Consider the following 17565-nt stretch of genomic DNA (forward strand, 5'->3'; position numbering starts at 1 on the left):
ATCCTCCATAGACAATGGTTTGTTCCTTTATCCTTTATCCCATACATAAGCTTCTTTGTCGGCGGGCTGCCTGATAGGTTGAGTTCCGGTATCTTCATGATACAGGCCGCGTTCGGAAGCCAGGTAAGTGTACATGGCAGGGATGACAAACAAAGTGAGAATCAAAGAAAAAATAACGCCTCCTACGATCACAATGCCAAGGGGTACCCGGCTGGTTGCCGATGCACCAAGTGATAAAGCGATGGGCAAAGCACCCAGCGACATGGCCAGGCTGGTCATCAGAATAGGCCGCAGCCGCAGGGTAGCCGCTTCAATGGCTGCTTCCCGTTTGGAAAGGCCTTGTTCACGTTTTTTATTCGCAAACTCTACGATGAGAATACCATTTTTTGTAACCAGCCCGATCAGCATAATCATGCCAATCTGGGAAAAGATGTTTAATGTCTGATCAAACAGCCATAGGGAAATCAAGGCACCGGCAGCAGCCAGTGGCACCGTAATCATGATGATAATCGGATCGATGAAGCTTTCGAACTGGGCAGCCAGCACCAGGTAAATCAGGATCAGGGCAAACACCAGGGCGAAGGAGATGCCCGACTGGCTTTCTGCAAAATCGCGTGATGAACCGGAAAGCGAGGTGACAAACGAATCATCGATAACACCTTCTTTTTTCAATTTCTGGAAAATGCGTTGCATTTCGGCAATGCCGTCGCCAATGGTTTTGCCGGGAGCCAGTCCGGCCGATATGGTGGCTGATTTATATCGGTTCCAGTGATAGATCTGTGGTGGGGCCGTAGTTTCATAAATCTGTACGAGATTATCAATGGGCACCGGTTGACCCAAATTGTTGCGTACGTAAATGTTTTTTAAATCAGATGGATCATCCCGATACGGGCGTGATAATTCGCCGATGATTGCGTATTGTTTGCCATTCATGGTGAAATAGCCATAGCGGGTATTGGCCAGTGCCAGCTGAAGGGTTTGCGAGATATCGGCTACGGAAACTCCCATGCTGGTGGCTTTTGCCCGATCGATCTGCACCGTGAGTTGAGGTTTATTGAATTTCAAATCCACATCTGTTCCCTGGAACACCGGATCCTGGTTGACCTCCTCCATGAAACGGGGCAATACGTTTTTCAGCTTGTCAAAGTCCAGATTTTGCAATACAAAAGACACAGGTAATCCGCCCCGATGGCCCACCTGAATGGTTTGGGTCTGGATGGCATAGGCCCGTCCTTCGGTGAAATCGCGCATGTGGGCATTCACGTAATTCACAATATCTTGCTGGGAGCGTGTTCGATCGGCCGGTGGCACCAGGGTTACATACATAAATCCGGTATTAGCTCCTCCCGATCCGCCAAATCCGGGAGATGTTACGCTCAAAATGATACGATGTTCGGGCACAGAATCTATCATAAACTGGATCAGGCGATCCATATACCGATCCATGTAATCGAAAGAAGTGCCCTCGGGTGCAGTAACCGTGAGCCGGAATTCACTTCTGTCTTCCAGAGGGGCTAATTCGGTTGGCAGATGTTTATAAATCAGTGCTGAAATACCCAGGCAGGCGGCTACAATAACCAGCGCCAGCCAGCGATGGCGCATAAAACGCGTCAATGATTGCTTGTAGCCATTTTCCATTCCCCGGAAAAAGGGTTCCGTCTGGTTGTAAAACTTTGAACGGTGGAGGGTTTTGCGGGAAAGCAATACGTTCAGCACTGGGGTGAGGGTAAGCGAAACGAATGCAGAAATTAGCACCGCACCGGCCACGACAATACCAAATTCGCGAAACAGCCGGCCTATCAATCCCTGGAGAAAAATAATGGGCAGGAACACGAAAGCGAGTGTGATGGAAGTGGCTACCACAGCAAAGAAAATCTCATCTGATCCTTCCCGGGCTGCCTGCAGGCGCGGCATGCCAGCTTCCAGTTTTTTGAAAATATTTTCGGTAACCACAATACCATCGTCTACCACCAGTCCTGTAGCCAGCACAATGGCCAGCAGAGAAAGGATGTTGATAGAAAAACCAAAAATATACATGATGAAAAATGCGCCAATCAGCGATACCGGAATATCGAGCAAGGGACGCAGGGCAATGAGCCAGTCGCGGAAGAAAATGAAGATAATCAGCACCACCAGCAGCAGAGCTATGATGAGGGTTTCTTCTACTTCTGAGATGGATTGCTTGATGTAGCGGGTTGTATCGCGAGCGATATCTACTTTAAAATCTTTTGGGATATCTTTTTTGATTTGATTAAAACGTTTATAAAATTCTTCTGCAATGGCCACATAGTTGGATCCGGGCTGGGGTACCAGGGCCAGGCCAATCATGGGAATGCCTTTTTCCTTCAATACGGTTTCTTCATTTTCTGGGCCCAGCATAGCCCGGCCAATATCAGAAAAGCGGACAATCTGGCCATTTTGGTTTTTGATGATCAGGTTGTTAAAATCGTTTTCCGTAAGCAGCCTGCCGGAGGTTTGCACGATGAGCTCAGTGGCATTGCCTGTGATTTTTCCGGAGGGCAATTCTACGTTTTCGCGGTTTAGGGCATTTTCCACGTCCTGTGGAGTGATGTCGTAGGCAGCCATTTTTTCCGGGTCCATCCACAGGCGCATGGCATATTTTTTTTCGCCCCACACCTGGATGGTACTCACGCCGGGAATGGTTTGCAATTTTTCCATCAGCACATTTTCAGCGTAATCGGTCACTTCCAGCTGGCTTTTGGTATTGCTTTGCACCGTCATGGTGATGATGGCATCGGAGTTGGCGTCGGCTTTGGTTACCACGGGCGGAGCGTCAATATCCTGCGGGAGCTGGCGCACGGCCTGTGATACCTTGTCGCGTACATCGTTGGCTGCGGCTTCCAGATCGGAGCCTAAGTCGAACTCCACGGTAATATTGCTCAATCCCTGGGCGCTGGTTGAAGAAATGCTTTTTACACCGGCAATGCCATTGATGGATTTTTCGAGAGGTTCGGTGATTTGTGATTCAATAATATCGGCATTGGCACCGGAATAGGTTGTCCGGACGTTGATCACGGGGGGATCAATAGCCGGATAATCGCGTACGCCCAGGAATTTAAAAGAAATAACCCCGAATATCACGATGATGATATTCATCACGATGGCCAGCACGGGGCGTTTCAGTGAAAGGGACGGTAAGCTCATAGCTTCATCAATAAATTACAAAACCTGGTTGATATGCAAGGCCATACCGGGTCTCGCTTGCATCATACCGGTAATCAAAACGGTATCGCCTGGTGAAAGCCCATGGGTAATCTGAATAAAATCTTCCTGCCGAATGCCCGTCTGCACGTTTACAAAGCTGGCCTTGCCATGCCGGTAAACTACTACCTGTTGGTCGCGTGTCGTGGGGACAATGGCTTGTGTGGGAATCATCAGTGCCTGTGGAATTTTTTTCAATACCAGCTTCACATCGGCATAGGCACCCGGTAACAGTTTTTGTGCGGGGTTGGGCACATGGCAGCGAATCCGGATCGTTCGGGTATTTTCATCAATTTGGGGTTCAATGGCATAAATCCACCCCTGAAAATCCTGATCAAAACCTGCTGTACGAAAGCTTACGGGTACATGGGTGTCAATCAAAGGAGCATATTTTTCGGGAATGGTAAAATCGAGTTTCAAGGGATCAATCTGTTGAAGGGTAGCAATGATGGTAGCAGGCGTGACAACTGCGCCGAGGCTTACGTTGCGAAGGCCCATTACGCCATCAAAAGGAGCATAGATTTCGGTTTTGCGAATTTGGGCTTCCACATTGCGAATATCGGCCTGGATAGATGCAATCTGGTTGCGGGTGTTATCCACATCCTGCTGGCTGATGCCGTTAATGGCCAGTAATTTTTCCTGGCGTTCCAGAGTAAGCTGCTGGAGGGCCAGCTGGGCCTGCAGTTTTTGAAGCTGAGCCTGCAGATCGCCGTCATACAATTTTACCAGCAGTGTACCTTTTTTCACGTAACTGCCTTCCCTGAAGTTCAGTTCAGTAATGCGGCCGCTCACTTCGGGTTGCAGATTAATCCATTCATTGCTCATCAGCGTACCGCTGGCATCAAGAGTTTGCTGGATGACCTGGGGTTTTACCACAAACACATCAACCTGCAGCACGCCAGAACCCCGTCGGGCAAGCATTTGCTGTTGCCTGAGCTGACGATCCTTTTTCAGCTTATTGGCCACCAATGCCCCAATGGCTGTAATGCCCAGCAGGATGAAAATCAGCGATGCCGCAGAAAATTTTTTCATTTTTGGGAAATCGTTTATGGATGAGAAAGCAGAAACAACCAAAGCTTAACAAAATTAGAGAAATCATTAAAGAAACGGGGGCGGGGTTCAGAAGAATTAAACAAATAAATGCTATTTTTCAATGAATGTTGAATATTGTTTCACCAAAGCTGTGAAAAGTTCAAGCAGCTCATACGGTTATAGGGAGATGAGCAATGAATGAGCAAAAATTTGACCGAAAGCAAAAGATTTCTCAAAAATTATATTTTTGCAGTCAAATAACCTTAAACACTAACCGTTATGTCTGACATTGCAACCCGCGTTAAGAAAATTATTGTGGACAAGTTAGGTGTAGATGAATCAGAGGTTACACCGGAAGCCAGTTTTACCAACGACTTAGGAGCTGATTCATTGGACACCGTTGAACTCATCATGGAATTTGAAAAGGAGTTCAATATTTCCATTCCTGATGAACAGGCTGAAACCATCACTACGGTTGGCCAGGCTATTGCTTATCTGGAAGAACACGTAAAGTAAGTTTCTGAAAGTCTTTTGTCGAACGATTAATGGAATTAAAACGCGTTGTCATCACGGGATTGGGTGCCATCACACCCATTGGCAATACTGTTCAGGATTACTGGACGGGATTGATAAATGGGGTTTCGGGTGCTGATTTCATTACATCGTTTGATACTTCCAGGTTCAGAACCAAGTTTGCCTGTCAGCTGAAAAACTTTGATCCGGCGCAGTTCCTTGACAAGAAGGAACTGCGCAAGATGGATCCTTTTGTGCAGCTGGCAGTTATCTGTGCTGATCAGGCGGTGGCCGATGCCCGGCTGAAGGAAACTTCGGTTGATCCTGAGCAGGTGGGTGTCATTTGGTCGTCCGGCATTGGCGGCCTGTTTACGCTGATTGAGGAAATCAAGGGGTTTTATCTGGGTGATGGTACACCCCGTTTCAGTCCGTTTTTCATTCCCAAGATGATCATGGATATTGCAGCGGGGCAGATTTCCATCCGTCATGGTTTCCGGGGACCCAATTTTGCTGTGGTTTCGGCCTGTGCTTCTTCCACCAATGCACTTATAGAAGCTTTTAACCTGATCCGGCTGGGCAAAGCCAAGGTGATCATTTGTGGCGGCTCGGAAAGTGTGATCAATGAGGTGGCCATTGGTGGTTTCAACGCCATGCGTGCCCTTTCTGAGCGGAACGATGATCCGAAAACAGCTTCCCGCCCCTTTGATCTGGACAGGGATGGGTTTGTGATGGGCGAAGGTGCAGGCGGGTTGGTGCTGGAAGAGCTGGAACATGCCCGGCAGCGTGGTGCACATATTTACGCTGAATTTGCGGGTGGTGGGGCTACTGGCGATGCCTATCATGTGACGGCACCTCATCCGGAAGGGCTGGGTGCTGTGAATGTGATGCGGGAAGCCCTGGCAGATGCAGGGATGAAGCCGGAAGATATTGATTATATCAATGTACATGGCACTTCTACACCGCTGGGCGATGTGGCCGAAATAAAAGCCATCCAGCAGGTGTTTGGCGAAGCGGCTTATCGGCTCAACATCAGCTCCACCAAATCGATGACGGGTCATCTGCTTGGCGCTGCAGGTGCCATTGAAGCCATTGCATCAATCCTGGCTGTTGTGCATGATTGGGTACCGCCTACCATCAATCATTTCACCGATGATCCCCAGCTCGATGCCCGGCTCAATTTTACATTCAACAAGGCTCAGCAAAGACAAGTTAGAGCTGCTTTAAGCAATACTTTTGGCTTTGGCGGACATAACGCCTCCGTAATCTTCAAGAAATTTGTTCCCTGAAGATTTCAACCTTGGCCTCGATACGTCGCATATGGAGCCGCTGGTTAGGCGTGAATGAGAACCGGCAACTGAAAAAGGCTTTAAAACAAATCCTCGGATTCACGCCCCATCATCTGAAGCTGTATGAAACAGCCCTCAGCCATCGTTCCATAACCGAACACAACCGCGAAAGCAACGAACGCCTGGAATATCTGGGCGATGCCGTACTGGGGGCTATTGTAGGAGATTATCTCTATCACAAATATCCCGGCCGATCAGAAGGTTATCTTACCGAGATGCGTTCCAAAATGGTCAACCGCCAGCAGCTCAACGAAATTGCCATTAAAATGGGCCTGCGCAAGCTGGTTCATTACGATAAATACAACAGCCTGCTCAAAATCAGCCATATCTTTGGGAATGCGCTGGAAGCCCTTGTGGGAGCCATTTATCTTGACAAGGGCTATGATAAGACCCGTCAGTTTGTATATCAATCTATCATTGCGCCGTATATGGACATGGAAGCCCTGGAACACACCGAAATCAACCATAAAAACAAATTATACGGCTGGGCCAATAAATATGGCCATCAACTGGAGTTTGAGTTGATTGAGGAGGAAATGAAAGGAGCCCGAAAAGTCTTCACCGTTGCGGCGGTGGTAGATGGCAAAATTATTAGCACCGGTAAGGCTTACAATAAAAAAGATGCTGGTCAGATAGCCGCTAAGCTGGCACTGGAAAAATTAGGCCTCAACGAACATCATTCCTCTGTCTGAAACTCTCGAAAATTCTGATTGATTTTGCTATCACCGAAAATCAGGAATGAATATAGGAAGTAAGCTGCTGAATGGTTTGCTCCTGATGGGTGATGATCGCCTTAATCACGTCATTGATGGATATGATGCCTACCAGCTCGTTGTTGCGGAAGACGGGCAGGTAGCGGATGTTCCTGCTGGACATGAGTTCCATACAATGTTCAATGGAATCTTCTGGAGAAATGCGAGGCAGATCCGTTGACATGATTTCTGAAACCGGCGTATCGGCGGATGATTTTCCTTTCAGAATCACTTTACGGGCGTAATCCCGTTCGGTAAGCAAGCCTTTGTAGGTATTGTTTTCCATCACGAGTACAGATCCTACATTTTCATCAGCCATGATGCGAAGGGCATCCAGTACCGGCGTGTCGGGCGTCACGGAAATCAGCCGGCGATCCTTGCGGGAGAGAATGTTGGCTACATTAATCATGACAGTGGGTTTTAGGTGTTCAGGAAAAGCGCCATCTCAATATACGGTAAATAATTGAAAATGGCAAGGGGCCCCAGCCATTTTTAGCTCATATTGTTCCATATGAAATCGGATAGGCAGAAACAATCAGATCAGGTTTTCATGTCTGCTGTAAGTTCCTGCTGATAGAGGCAGTTTCATTTATTTGCTCAGAATATAAATTTCTCACAACACAGTTCTTTGTTTTTTCAAGTATTGATTTTGCAATCGTTTTAAGAATTGGAAACAGAGTTACATTCAGTTATCAGGCTTAATTGCAGCACCTATCCCTTATGTAACTATTCCCAGTTGTGGATAATTCAAAGTTGCTATGTATGGTAAACGAAAATCCTGAAATGATTTGAGTTATATTCATAATAGCCACACAACGCTCGGATTCAGCAAAAACTTCTGGTTGTGGAATATTACGCTGGATCTGGCTTTTTCAGCAATAGGCAGGGCAGTCTGGAATTTACGGTATTTGATTTGTTGAATCAAAATGCAAATGTGCAGCGGGTTATTTCAAAAACCTATATTCAGGATACCAGAAACAGCGTATTGCATCGTTATTTCATGGTAAAATTCGTGTATGATCTTCGTGAGGCAGGACAAAAACAGAAAAGGGAAGAAAAACAACGTTATTTTTTCTGATAGTGCTCATCCCATTTTTATTTGCTGATGATGCCGGAATAAGAGATCGCTTCGCGTTGATTGGGAATGATGTAAAGGCTGGCGTAGCCTTCGGTGCTGATATCAAGATCCATCCGATAGACATCTCCACTTCCGGTAGGGAAAAGAGTCAGATGCCAGCCCGATTTTTTACGATTGAGTTGGTACCGATACTTTCCGCTGCGGATGTGGATGCCTCCTTCAGCCGGGTTGGCAGGAGCCACATAAGCCTCTCCAAAATAGGGCAGGCTGGCGTACAGGGAATCGGGCATCACTTTCAGGGTGTAGCTAAGGTCGGTCAGGTTAATCATGCGGCCCTGCAGAGGAAGGGCGGTTCGGGCATAAAACACAAACTTTCTGTCCTGCACGGCTTTCTCCAGTGCCTGTCCCTGCAAGCGATCCTGTGCATGTGCGGGCAGGTACAAGCCGCTACACAACAAAGCAAGCATCACGGCCGTTTTCATATTCCAAAGATTTGAAAAATTATGAGCAAAACCCATGCAAAATCCTGTCAAAAAACAGATAAATTTTCGCCTGTTTCCGAAGCTATGAGCATGTCGTTAATTTATTCGGATATTTGTTTGCATATTTCTGAACACGTCTAACCTTATTGAATTTTTATGTGTGGCATTGTTGCTTACATTGGTCATCGCCAGGCTTATCCTGTTATTTTAAAAGGATTGAAACGTTTGGAATATCGTGGTTATGATAGTGCGGGAATTGCTTTGATACAGGATGGGGAACCGGGCCAAAATCCGCATCTGGCGGTTTACAAGAGAAAAGGCAAAGTAGCCGATCTGGAAGAGTTTCTTGCAGGGAAAAATCTGAACAGCCATGTGGGTATTGGCCACACTCGCTGGGCTACACATGGCGAGCCCAGTGATCGCAATGCGCATCCTCACCTGTCGGGCAGCGGCCGTTTGGCCATTGTTCACAATGGTATCATTGAAAACTATGCTGCCCTTAAGCAGGAATTGCTGAACAAAGGGCATGTATTTGCCAGCGATACCGACACGGAAGTATTGATTCATTTCATTGAAGATATTCAGCAACACAATCAATGTGAGCTTGAAGAAGCTGTGCGTATCGCGTTGCGAAGGGTAGTAGGCGCTTATGTGATTGTGATTTTAGATGCAGATCATCCCGACACTTTAATTGCCGCACGCAAAGGAACTCCCCTGGTGATTGGAGTAGGAAGGGGTGAGCATTTTCTGGCATCCGATCCGTCACCCATTATTGAATATACAAAAGAAGTGGTGTTTGTGAATGATTATGAAGTAGCGATTGTCAAAGCCGATGAGCTGATCCTGAAAAACCTGGGCAATGAAAGGCAAACGCCATTTATTCAGAAATTGGATTTGGAGCTGGCTGCTATTGAAAAAGGCGGTTTTGATCATTTCATGCTCAAGGAAATTTTTGAGCAGCCCGATACCATTTTTGATAGCTTGCGTGGCCGGCTGGATGAGCAACGGGGCATGATCACCATGCGGGGAGTAGAGGAATATATGCAGAAGTTTATCGATGCACAGCGCATCATCATGGTAGCTTGTGGTACTTCCTGGCATGCTGCACTTACGGCGGAATATATGTTTGAAGAACTTTGCCGCATTCCGGTGGAAGTAGAATATGCATCGGAATTCCGGTATCGCAATCCAGTGATTCATCCCGGCAATATGGTGATGGCTATTTCCCAGTCGGGAGAAACAGCCGATACCCTGGTAGCCATAGAAGAAGCCAAAAAAGCCGGAGCTATTATCTTTGGCATCTGCAATGTGGTGGGCTCTTCCATTGCCCGGGCTTCGCACGCAGGAGCTTATACGCATGCAGGTCCGGAAATTGGTGTAGCCAGCACCAAGGCATTTACGGCTCAGCTGGCTGTTTTGTGTATGATAGCCTTGAAGGTGGGCTATGAAAAAGGCACTTTGTCGAGGGAAAGATTTTTGCATGTGCTGCATGAACTGGCTTTGGTTCCCGAAAAGGTGAAGGAAATCCTGCAGCAGCATGAAAATATCAAAGCCATAGCAGAAAAATATGCATCAGCACGCGATTTTCTGTATCTGGGACGGGGATATAATTTCCCGGTAGCGCTGGAAGGGGCATTGAAACTGAAAGAAATCTCGTATATCCATGCCGAAGGTTATCCGGCTGCCGAAATGAAACATGGTCCGATTGCACTGGTAGATGAACAATTGCCGGTTTTGTTTGTAGCTACCCGCGATCGTTTTCATGAAAAAATTGTATCCAATATTCAGGAAATCAAAGCCCGCAGGGGCAGGGTCATTGCCGTGATTACGGAAGGCGATGAAGTGGTGCCACACATGGCTGATGATGTGATAGCAGTGCCGGCTGCCGATGAAATGGTGGCCCCCATCCTGAATGTGATTCCCCTGCAGTTGCTCGCATATTACATTGGGGTTGCCAGAGGATATGATGTCGATAAACCGCGCAATCTGGCCAAATCGGTAACCGTAGAATAAGAAATAATCAGAACTGATTGCCGTTTGCAAACGGACAGTTTTAAAATCCGGCCGATATGAACAACATCACCAAGCATCCACTTCAGGCTCTGGGTTATCATTTCATTGACCCGAAGTATTTACCCGAAGGTGCGGATGAATATTACATCCGCAACCAGCAAAACCCACGCCGCAACTACCGCCAGCTCACGGCTTATGAGATTGAAACCCTGGTGCGCAACAACAATACATCCGACAACTGGAATCATATTCTGGTAGATGATGCTTTCGATCCCGGGCTGGTCAAAAACTGCCATTTTTACGGACTGGTGCGGATTGGCAAACTGGAACCCTATTATCTGGAATTTCATAACCTGCGATTGGCCGTAGGGTTGTACAACAGCACCATTTGCTCATCGGATTTGGGTGATAATGTAGTCATCAATCAGGTGAATTATTTATCACATTATATCATCGGCAATGAAGTGATCCTGACCAATGTGGATGAAATGGCCACCACCGATTATGCCCGGTTTGGCAATGGAATTTTGAAACAGGGCGAGCCGGAATCCCATCGCATCTGGCTGGAAATCTGCAACGAAAACGGGGGTCGCAAAGTATTGCCTTTTGAAGGCATGCTGCCCGGCGATGCCTATTTGTGGAGCCGTTACAGAGATGACGATCTGCTCATGCAAAAGTTTATGGAATTCACCGCTCAGGCATTTGATCATCGAAGGGGTTATTATGGTGAAGTGGGCGATCGTACAGTGATTAAAAGTTGTAAAATCATCAAAGACACCAAAATCGGTTCCGATGCCTATATCAAGGGTGCCAATAAAATCAAGAATATTACGATTAACAGCAGTGCCGAAGCCCCTTCGCAAATTGGAGAAGGCTGTGAATTGGTGAATGGGATTATAGGCTATGGATGCCGCGTTTTTTACGGTGTAAAAGCCGTGCGTTTTGTGATGGCTTCGCATTCCAGCCTGAAATATGGTGCCAGGCTTATCAATTCCTATCTGGGTAATAATGCAACTGTATCTTGTTGTGAAGTGTTGAATTCTTTGATTTTCCCGGCACATGAACAACATCACAACAATTCGTTTTTATGTGCCGCGCTGGTGATGGGACAAAGCAATATGGCTGCCGGAGCCACCATCGGCTCCAATCACAATTCACGGGGCGCTGATGGTGAAATCATCGCCGGGCGTGGCTTCTGGCCGGGTCTTTGCGTAAGCCTTAAACACAATTCCCGCTTTGCCACATTTACGCTGATTGCCAAGGGCAATTATCCAGCTGAAATTGATTTGCGTGTACCTTTTTCTTTACTGGTGCATGAAGAAAGCGAAAACCGATTGAAAGTCATGCCTGGCTATTGGTTTCGTTACAACATGTATGCCCTGGCCCGCAATGCCTGGAAATATCAGGACAGAGATCAACGTACAGAAAAAGTTCAACATCTGGAATATGATTTTCTGGCTCCCGATTCCGTGAATGAAATGCTGGATGCCTTGCAACTAATGGCCTATGCCACAGGCAAGGCTTATTATAATCACCTGCATACGCATGTTTCCGACCTGCAAAAAGTAGATTATCAGAAAACAGGTGAATCCCTGTTGCAAGCAAAACATCCTGTATTGCAACAGATGGAAGTGCTTTATGAAGGGCTTGAAAATTCTTCGCGCAACAATATTTTCATCAAAATTGCAGAAGGTTATCAGGTATTTAGAGAAATGATTCATTATTACGGCATAAAAAATTTACTTCCGGTGATTCAGCGTTTGGCAGAAGAAGAAGATTTCTCATCCATTCAACAGTTTTTCAAGAAAGCATGTCTGGAAAAATGGGAAAACATAGGCGGGCAGCTTGTTCCCAAACGATATCGGGAACAATTGATACAGGACATTCATTCCGGAAAAATCAATAGTTGGCAAGCTTTGCATCAGCGATATCAGGAATGGAGCAAACAATATGAACAGGAAAAACAACATCATGCCGCAGCAGCCTTGCTGGCATTGCATGCATGTACGGCTGATGATTTGCATCCTGATCTTTTGATGCAGTGGTTGAAAAAATTTGTGCATATTCAGCAGTGGATAGATGAACAGATTTACCTTTCTCGGAAAAAGGATTATGAAAATCCTTTCCGCAAAATGGTATATGACCATGAAAAGCAGATGGAGAAAGTGCTGGGCAGGCTGGACGACAATCCTTTTATTGTTTGGAGCCGACAAATTTCGCAGCAGTATCAGCAACAAGCCCAACAGATTCTGCAAAAAATCGAAAAGATTTTCATTTCATAAATCTTAAAACCTGCATGTTATGAAAGCCGTTATCATTGAACAATTTGGTGGGGTTGACCAGCTGAAGCTTACTGATTTGCCTAAACCCAAACCCGCACCAGATGAGGTTGTGGTGCGCAATGTAGCAGTATCGGTAAATCCAGTGGATGCCAAAATTCGCGCCAATGGTACCTGGGCGGGCATTTCTCTGCCGGCGGTGTTGGGCTATGATGCTGCCGGAGTTGTGGAGGCCGTAGGGGAACAGGTTACCGAATTTCGCGTGGGCGATGAAGTGTTTTATACACCACAGATTCACGGCAATCCACGGGGTACTTATGCGGAGTTTACTTCCGTGCCAGCTAACATATTAGCCCGAAAGCCACGTGGAATTACATTTGAAGAAGCAGCCGCTATTCCGCTGGCCGGAGGTACGGCTTGGGAAGCAGTTGTGAGACGGTTGCAGGTTAAACCTGGCGAAACCGTGTTGATTACTGCTGCAGCCGGAGGGGTGGGATCGTTTGCTGTACAATTTGCCCGTGCGGCAGGCGCTCGTGTGATTGCCACTGCCAGTGCCCATAATCACGAGTTTGTGCGTATGGTGGGAGCCGATTTTGTGGTAGATTATCACCACGAACAGGCTCATCAGCAAATACTGGCATACACAGGAGGCAAGCTCGTGGATGCAGCTTTTGATATCCAGGGTAACCCGGTGATTGGTGGCATTCTGAATCTGGTAAAGCCTTTCGGACGTTTGGCGTGCATTCTGCCACCCGCCGGTAATCTAGCACCACTTTATCATCACAATCAAACCTTGCATGGCGTGTTTCTGACCCGCGAACGCAAAAGACTGGAAGAAATGACCCCCCTGTTTGAATGGGGCAAGGCCAAATCGTGGGTTGATGAGGTAATGCCCTTCTCTGCAGAAAATCTGCGTAAAGCACACGAACGTATGGATCAGGCCCATGGCCGGGGGAAAATCGTACTTACCTTTTAGTATTGCGAACTGATATTGCATGCTTCCTTCATGACAGCCCTCAACAGAGGGCTGTTTTTTTACAGATAAAAGCAGTAATTTTCTTTTGAATTCATAAAATAAATCATTGTGTGAGTTGATGAAAAATTTACTACTGATCTGCATTATTGGGTTAGCTTGTTTTCTGTGGAATAATAGTTATGCGCAAGAGCCTGACAAGTCATTGCCGGCTAATCCCATAAATCTTTCTGCCCGGTATTTTTCACTCAGCCAGGGTTTACCAGCTCAATCACTTTATGGTTGTGTACAGGATAAGCGTGGTTTCTTATGGATTGCCACTGAAAATGGAATTGCTCGCTTCGATGGCTTTCAATTCCGTCGCTATGGTATCCAGGATGGCTTGCCCGACCTGGATGTGCTGAATACAACCATGGATAGCATCGGCACAATTTGGGCATTGCCATTTCAAAAACCTCCGGTGTATTATGATTGGCAAACCGATCATTTTTATGTATTGCCTTCCCTGGCCGCACGGGATTTCAGAAGTTATCGGGCATTTGTGCTTTCCCAATCCGAAATTGCCTTATGTGATATTCATGGACGGGTGTATATCGTCCATACAAGATACAGGCAAATCATGGATAGCTTTGATTTCCATACCCTTGTCTATCAAATTGTCAAACTGCCTGCTAACCGGTATGGTGTATTGCTATCCGATAAATATCTGATGTTGCAAAATCATCAATTGCTATTTGCATCTGCACTTCCCATCCAGGTTCGCTTTGCAGTGAGCCGGGAAAATATCATGTTTTGTGGTACAGATTCTACATTATTGCAATTAGATATTCAAACAGGTAATATTGCATTCCGAAAGAAATTTCCATTTTCCATCCGGCAGATTGATAAGGCTCCCGATGGATTATATGCTACTACATTGCAGGGAGAAATTTATCTGATTAATCCCGTTTCCTTACAAATACAGCGTAAAATCTGGCAAAATGCTTCTGCAAATGAAGTATATGATCGGGGCGATGGATTAATATGGATATGCACCAAAGAAGAAGGTTTGATTCAACTGCGTCAACAATATATCAAGTCTTTTTTTCCACCATCAGCTCCACATGTTTCGAATCTTAATTGCATCTTGCCTTTCGACAATGGCATAGTGGCCGGAAATAACCAGGGTGAATGCATTTTCTGGACATATCAGCAAGATCAGCAGGTTGCTCATCTTTCCAAACAAATTTTGACCACCCATCCTAATTTGGATGCATGGATCAGAAAAATATTTTATAACGATCCCTATTTTCTGATTGTTTCGCAAACAGGATTGTATCAGCTTCATCCCGGCAAAAATCCTGTACGGATTTTTCCGCAATATTTCGGATTTAAAGTTGCTGCACGGGTTGATGATAGTACGTATTGGTTGGGTTCACATGGCTATTTATACCTTCTCAGGTATCATCGCGGCAGATATGATATACATCTTGTAGCATCCGGTAAAAGAATTACAGCCATTGCTCCTCTTACAAGCAATGAATGTTATGTAGGAAGTGACGATGGATTGTACCATGTGCAACATGGACGCTTGACGAAAATGAATATGCATGGTTGCATAGGACAACAGAAAATTCAGGTTCTGACTCGCGATAGCAGAGGATGGATTTGGGTAGCCTACGGTGGGGATTCGCTGCTGGCATTTCAAAATAAAAATATCAGGTTTTTAATCAAAACCAGCGAACACTTCCCCGGTGATATTATCAAGTGCTTGTATGCCGATGAAAACGATATATGGGTTGGAACAAACAATTGTCTGGGAAAGATTCATGTTGATTCGGCCCCTCAACTTCATGTGTACACTACGTTTTTTTCGGTGTACGATGGATTGGCAGGTGAACAGATTAACGATATTCAACGTTATGGGCATAACTTGTTTATAGCTACATCCAATGGTATCAGCTATTTCCCGGCATCATTCACAATTCCTGCACACGACATCCCGGTGTATATCATGAATATGCAAACCGGAAGACATAAATATGCTGCACTGGATAAACATGTGGTTCTGTCTTACAAAGAAAACTTCATTCGTTTTGATTTATCTGCAATTGATTATTCGGGCCTACCGGCGATATGGTTCAGATATCGGTTAAACAATCATCACTGGATATTCACAAAAAATCCCGTGATTTATTTGTACGAATTACCTCCGGGCGTATATAAGCTCGAAGTACAGGCTATCCGCAGAGATGGAATGCCTTCTGCTCTGACAGCCACCGAATCTTTTGAGATCCGGGCTCCGTTTTTTACAAAACCCATTTTTTGGTTTGCTCTGATTCTGGCAATATTGATTATGGCTGCATTTCTTTTATGGCGAATCTACAGCAAAAAACATCGTAGGCGGATGGCCCAGCTTGAGCAAGAAAAGAAAATTACCGAACTGGAAACACAAATGTTGCGTGCACAGATTAATCCGCATTTTATTTTTAACACGCTCAATGCCATCAAGCAAATGATGTATGAAAATGATTTCAAACAAGCCAATGCTTATCTGGATAGATTCAGTGCATTATTGCGCTTTACGCTCTACACGCGATATGATGCTATCGTTTCATTGCATCAGGAGTTAACCTATCTTTCCCAATATCTTGAACTGGAGAAGCTTAGATTCGGTGATCAATTTGAATATCATATTGAAATTGAAAATCATGAAGCAATAGCCAGCGTAGGAATACCTGCCATGCTGCTGCTGCCTGTAGTAGAAAATGCGGTGAAGCATGGCATCCGAAAATTAAAAACTAAGCGAGGATTGGTTAAAATTTGTATCTCTTTCTATGAACAAACTTGCCGCATAGAAATTATGGATAATGGTCCAGGAATATCTATGCACAAAACATCCGTTGCAGGAAAAGGCCTGGAAATTACGCGCAAGCGGGCCGAATGGCATCATATCCGTTTTGATTTGCAACGAAAGACTGATGCCGATCAATCGTTTACCGTTGCAGTTTTTGAAATTCCTGTTCAACATGCTGTTGCCTTATGTCAACCATCAGTTGCTATATCGTAGATGATGAATTCAGAAGTATCAGGCTGGTTGAGTCTATGCTAAAGAATCATTTTCCGGAAGTGGAAGTAATAGGCTCACATACCGATCCTCAATCAGCTTTGCTTCAGCTGAAGCATTTATTTCCCGATTTGTTGTTTGTGGATATTCATATGCCCGAATGCGATGGTTTTTCTTTGTTGCAGCATTTGCCACATACAGCTCCGGAAATCATTTTCATTACAGCTTATGAAGAATATGCATTAAAAGCTTTTGATTTTCATGCTTCCGGGTATTTGACCAAACCGATTCAAACGGAAAAATTTATTTCGTGTGTGACCCGTGTGGTGGAGCATATTCAGCTTAAAAAACAATTTTTTGTTCATGAACCGATGCATGCAGCAACCGGGACTGCAGGCTACGGGGCAGATAAACTGATCTTATCCGTGGGCCGGGAATGCGTTGTTGTAAGCAGTTTGGATATTGTTTTTCTGGAAAGCATGGGTAATTATACAAAGGTACATTTGCTCAATGGGAGCCAATACCTGATTTGCAAGCAATTAGGCAGGTTTGAACAGGAGCTGAATGCTTTGCATTTCTGCCGGATTCATCATCGGTATTTGATTAATCTTCATCATGTGATTCGTTTTGCCGATGGGCTGGATGCAGAGGTGAGCATGCGCAACGGGATGAGATTACCTGTTTCGAGGCGGCAGAAAAAAAATTTTATCCATGCTTTTCAGAAATTCATGCAGGCGTGAACAGCTGACCAGTTATATAATTTCCTTATCCGGATATACAATTTGATTTCTTCATAGAGCAGGGGGTTAACATTTTTGCACGAACCTGT

The 17565-nt window shown here is 45.5% G+C and carries 13 protein-coding genes; 9 read left to right on the forward strand and 4 right to left on the reverse strand.

All coding sequences use genetic code 11. The features are described from left to right. Nucleotides 1-27 precede the first annotated feature (27 nt). Both BM367_RS07215 and BM367_RS07220 read right to left on the reverse strand, forming a co-directional pair. Nucleotides 28-3165: an efflux RND transporter permease subunit gene (locus tag BM367_RS07215; RefSeq protein WP_092459354.1), complete on the reverse strand. Its 3138-nt coding sequence runs from the start codon at nt 3163-3165 to the stop codon at nt 28-30. 15 nt (nt 3166-3180) lie between these two features. Then, entirely contained in the window at nt 3181-4254 is a 1074-nt protein-coding gene (locus BM367_RS07220; protein ID WP_092459356.1) for an efflux RND transporter periplasmic adaptor subunit, read from the reverse strand. Nucleotides 4255-4533: 279 nt separating this feature from the next. Here BM367_RS07220 and BM367_RS07225 point away from each other — a divergent pair, with 279 nt between their 5' ends. From BM367_RS07225 to rnc, 3 genes are read left to right on the forward strand one after another with little or no spacing between them, the layout of a single operon-like run. Beyond that, nucleotides 4534-4770 (forward strand): acyl carrier protein, encoded by a 237-nt coding sequence (locus tag BM367_RS07225; RefSeq protein WP_092459358.1) that lies wholly within the window; start codon nt 4534-4536, stop codon nt 4768-4770. Between the two features lie 29 nt (nt 4771-4799). Beyond that, on the forward strand, nt 4800-6053 hold the full coding sequence (fabF, locus tag BM367_RS07230) for a beta-ketoacyl-ACP synthase II (protein ID WP_092459360.1): 1254 nt from the start codon (nt 4800-4802) through the stop codon (nt 6051-6053). A gap of 11 nt (nt 6054-6064) precedes the next feature. Next, nucleotides 6065-6805 (forward strand): ribonuclease III, encoded by a 741-nt coding sequence (rnc, locus tag BM367_RS07235; protein WP_245759926.1) that lies wholly within the window; start codon nt 6065-6067, stop codon nt 6803-6805. A gap of 40 nt (nt 6806-6845) precedes the next feature. Here rnc and BM367_RS07240 read toward each other — a convergent pair whose 3' ends face one another. After that, the gene (locus tag BM367_RS07240) at nt 6846-7274 is read right to left on the reverse strand and encodes a CBS domain-containing protein (RefSeq protein ID WP_092459362.1); all 429 of its coding nucleotides are present in this window, start codon (nt 7272-7274) and stop codon (nt 6846-6848) included. A gap of 435 nt (nt 7275-7709) precedes the next feature. Here BM367_RS07240 and BM367_RS07245 point away from each other — a divergent pair, with 435 nt between their 5' ends. After that, nucleotides 7710-7943, forward strand: a complete 234-nt coding sequence (locus BM367_RS07245; protein ID WP_092459364.1) for a hypothetical protein — start codon at nt 7710-7712, stop codon at nt 7941-7943. Between the two features lie 17 nt (nt 7944-7960). On the opposite strand, the gene BM367_RS07250 is transcribed toward BM367_RS07245, so the two are convergent. Next, a complete protein-coding gene (locus BM367_RS07250) occupies nt 7961-8425 on the reverse strand; it encodes a DUF4251 domain-containing protein (protein WP_177224146.1) in 465 nt (154 codons plus the stop codon). Nucleotides 8426-8581: 156 nt separating this feature from the next. On the opposite strand from BM367_RS07250, the gene glmS reads away from it, so the two are divergent. From glmS to BM367_RS07275, 5 genes are all read left to right on the forward strand, one after another. Then, nucleotides 8582-10438: a glutamine--fructose-6-phosphate transaminase (isomerizing) gene (gene glmS / locus BM367_RS07255; RefSeq protein WP_092459368.1), complete on the forward strand. Its 1857-nt coding sequence runs from the start codon at nt 8582-8584 to the stop codon at nt 10436-10438. Between the two features lie 56 nt (nt 10439-10494). Continuing rightward, a complete protein-coding gene (locus tag BM367_RS07260; RefSeq protein ID WP_092459370.1) occupies nt 10495-12720 on the forward strand; it encodes a DUF4954 family protein in 2226 nt (741 codons plus the stop codon). A gap of 19 nt (nt 12721-12739) precedes the next feature. Further along, nucleotides 12740-13693, forward strand: coding sequence for a zinc-binding dehydrogenase (locus tag BM367_RS07265; protein ID WP_092459372.1), 954 nt, complete (start codon nt 12740-12742; stop codon nt 13691-13693). A 118-nt stretch (nt 13694-13811) separates the two neighbouring features. Beyond that, nucleotides 13812-16739 (forward strand): sensor histidine kinase, encoded by a 2928-nt coding sequence (locus BM367_RS07270; RefSeq protein ID WP_092459374.1) that lies wholly within the window; start codon nt 13812-13814, stop codon nt 16737-16739. After that, nucleotides 16712-17476 carry a LytR/AlgR family response regulator transcription factor gene (locus BM367_RS07275; RefSeq protein ID WP_092459376.1) on the forward strand — a complete coding sequence of 255 codons (765 nt, stop codon included), beginning with the start codon at nt 16712-16714 and terminating at the stop codon, nt 17474-17476. The genes BM367_RS07270 and BM367_RS07275 overlap by 28 nt, the downstream gene beginning before the upstream one ends. Nucleotides 17477-17565 lie beyond the last annotated feature (89 nt).

This window comes from Thermoflavifilum thermophilum (assembly GCF_900116565.1).
Classification (GTDB): domain Bacteria; phylum Bacteroidota; class Bacteroidia; order Chitinophagales; family Chitinophagaceae; genus Thermoflavifilum; species Thermoflavifilum thermophilum.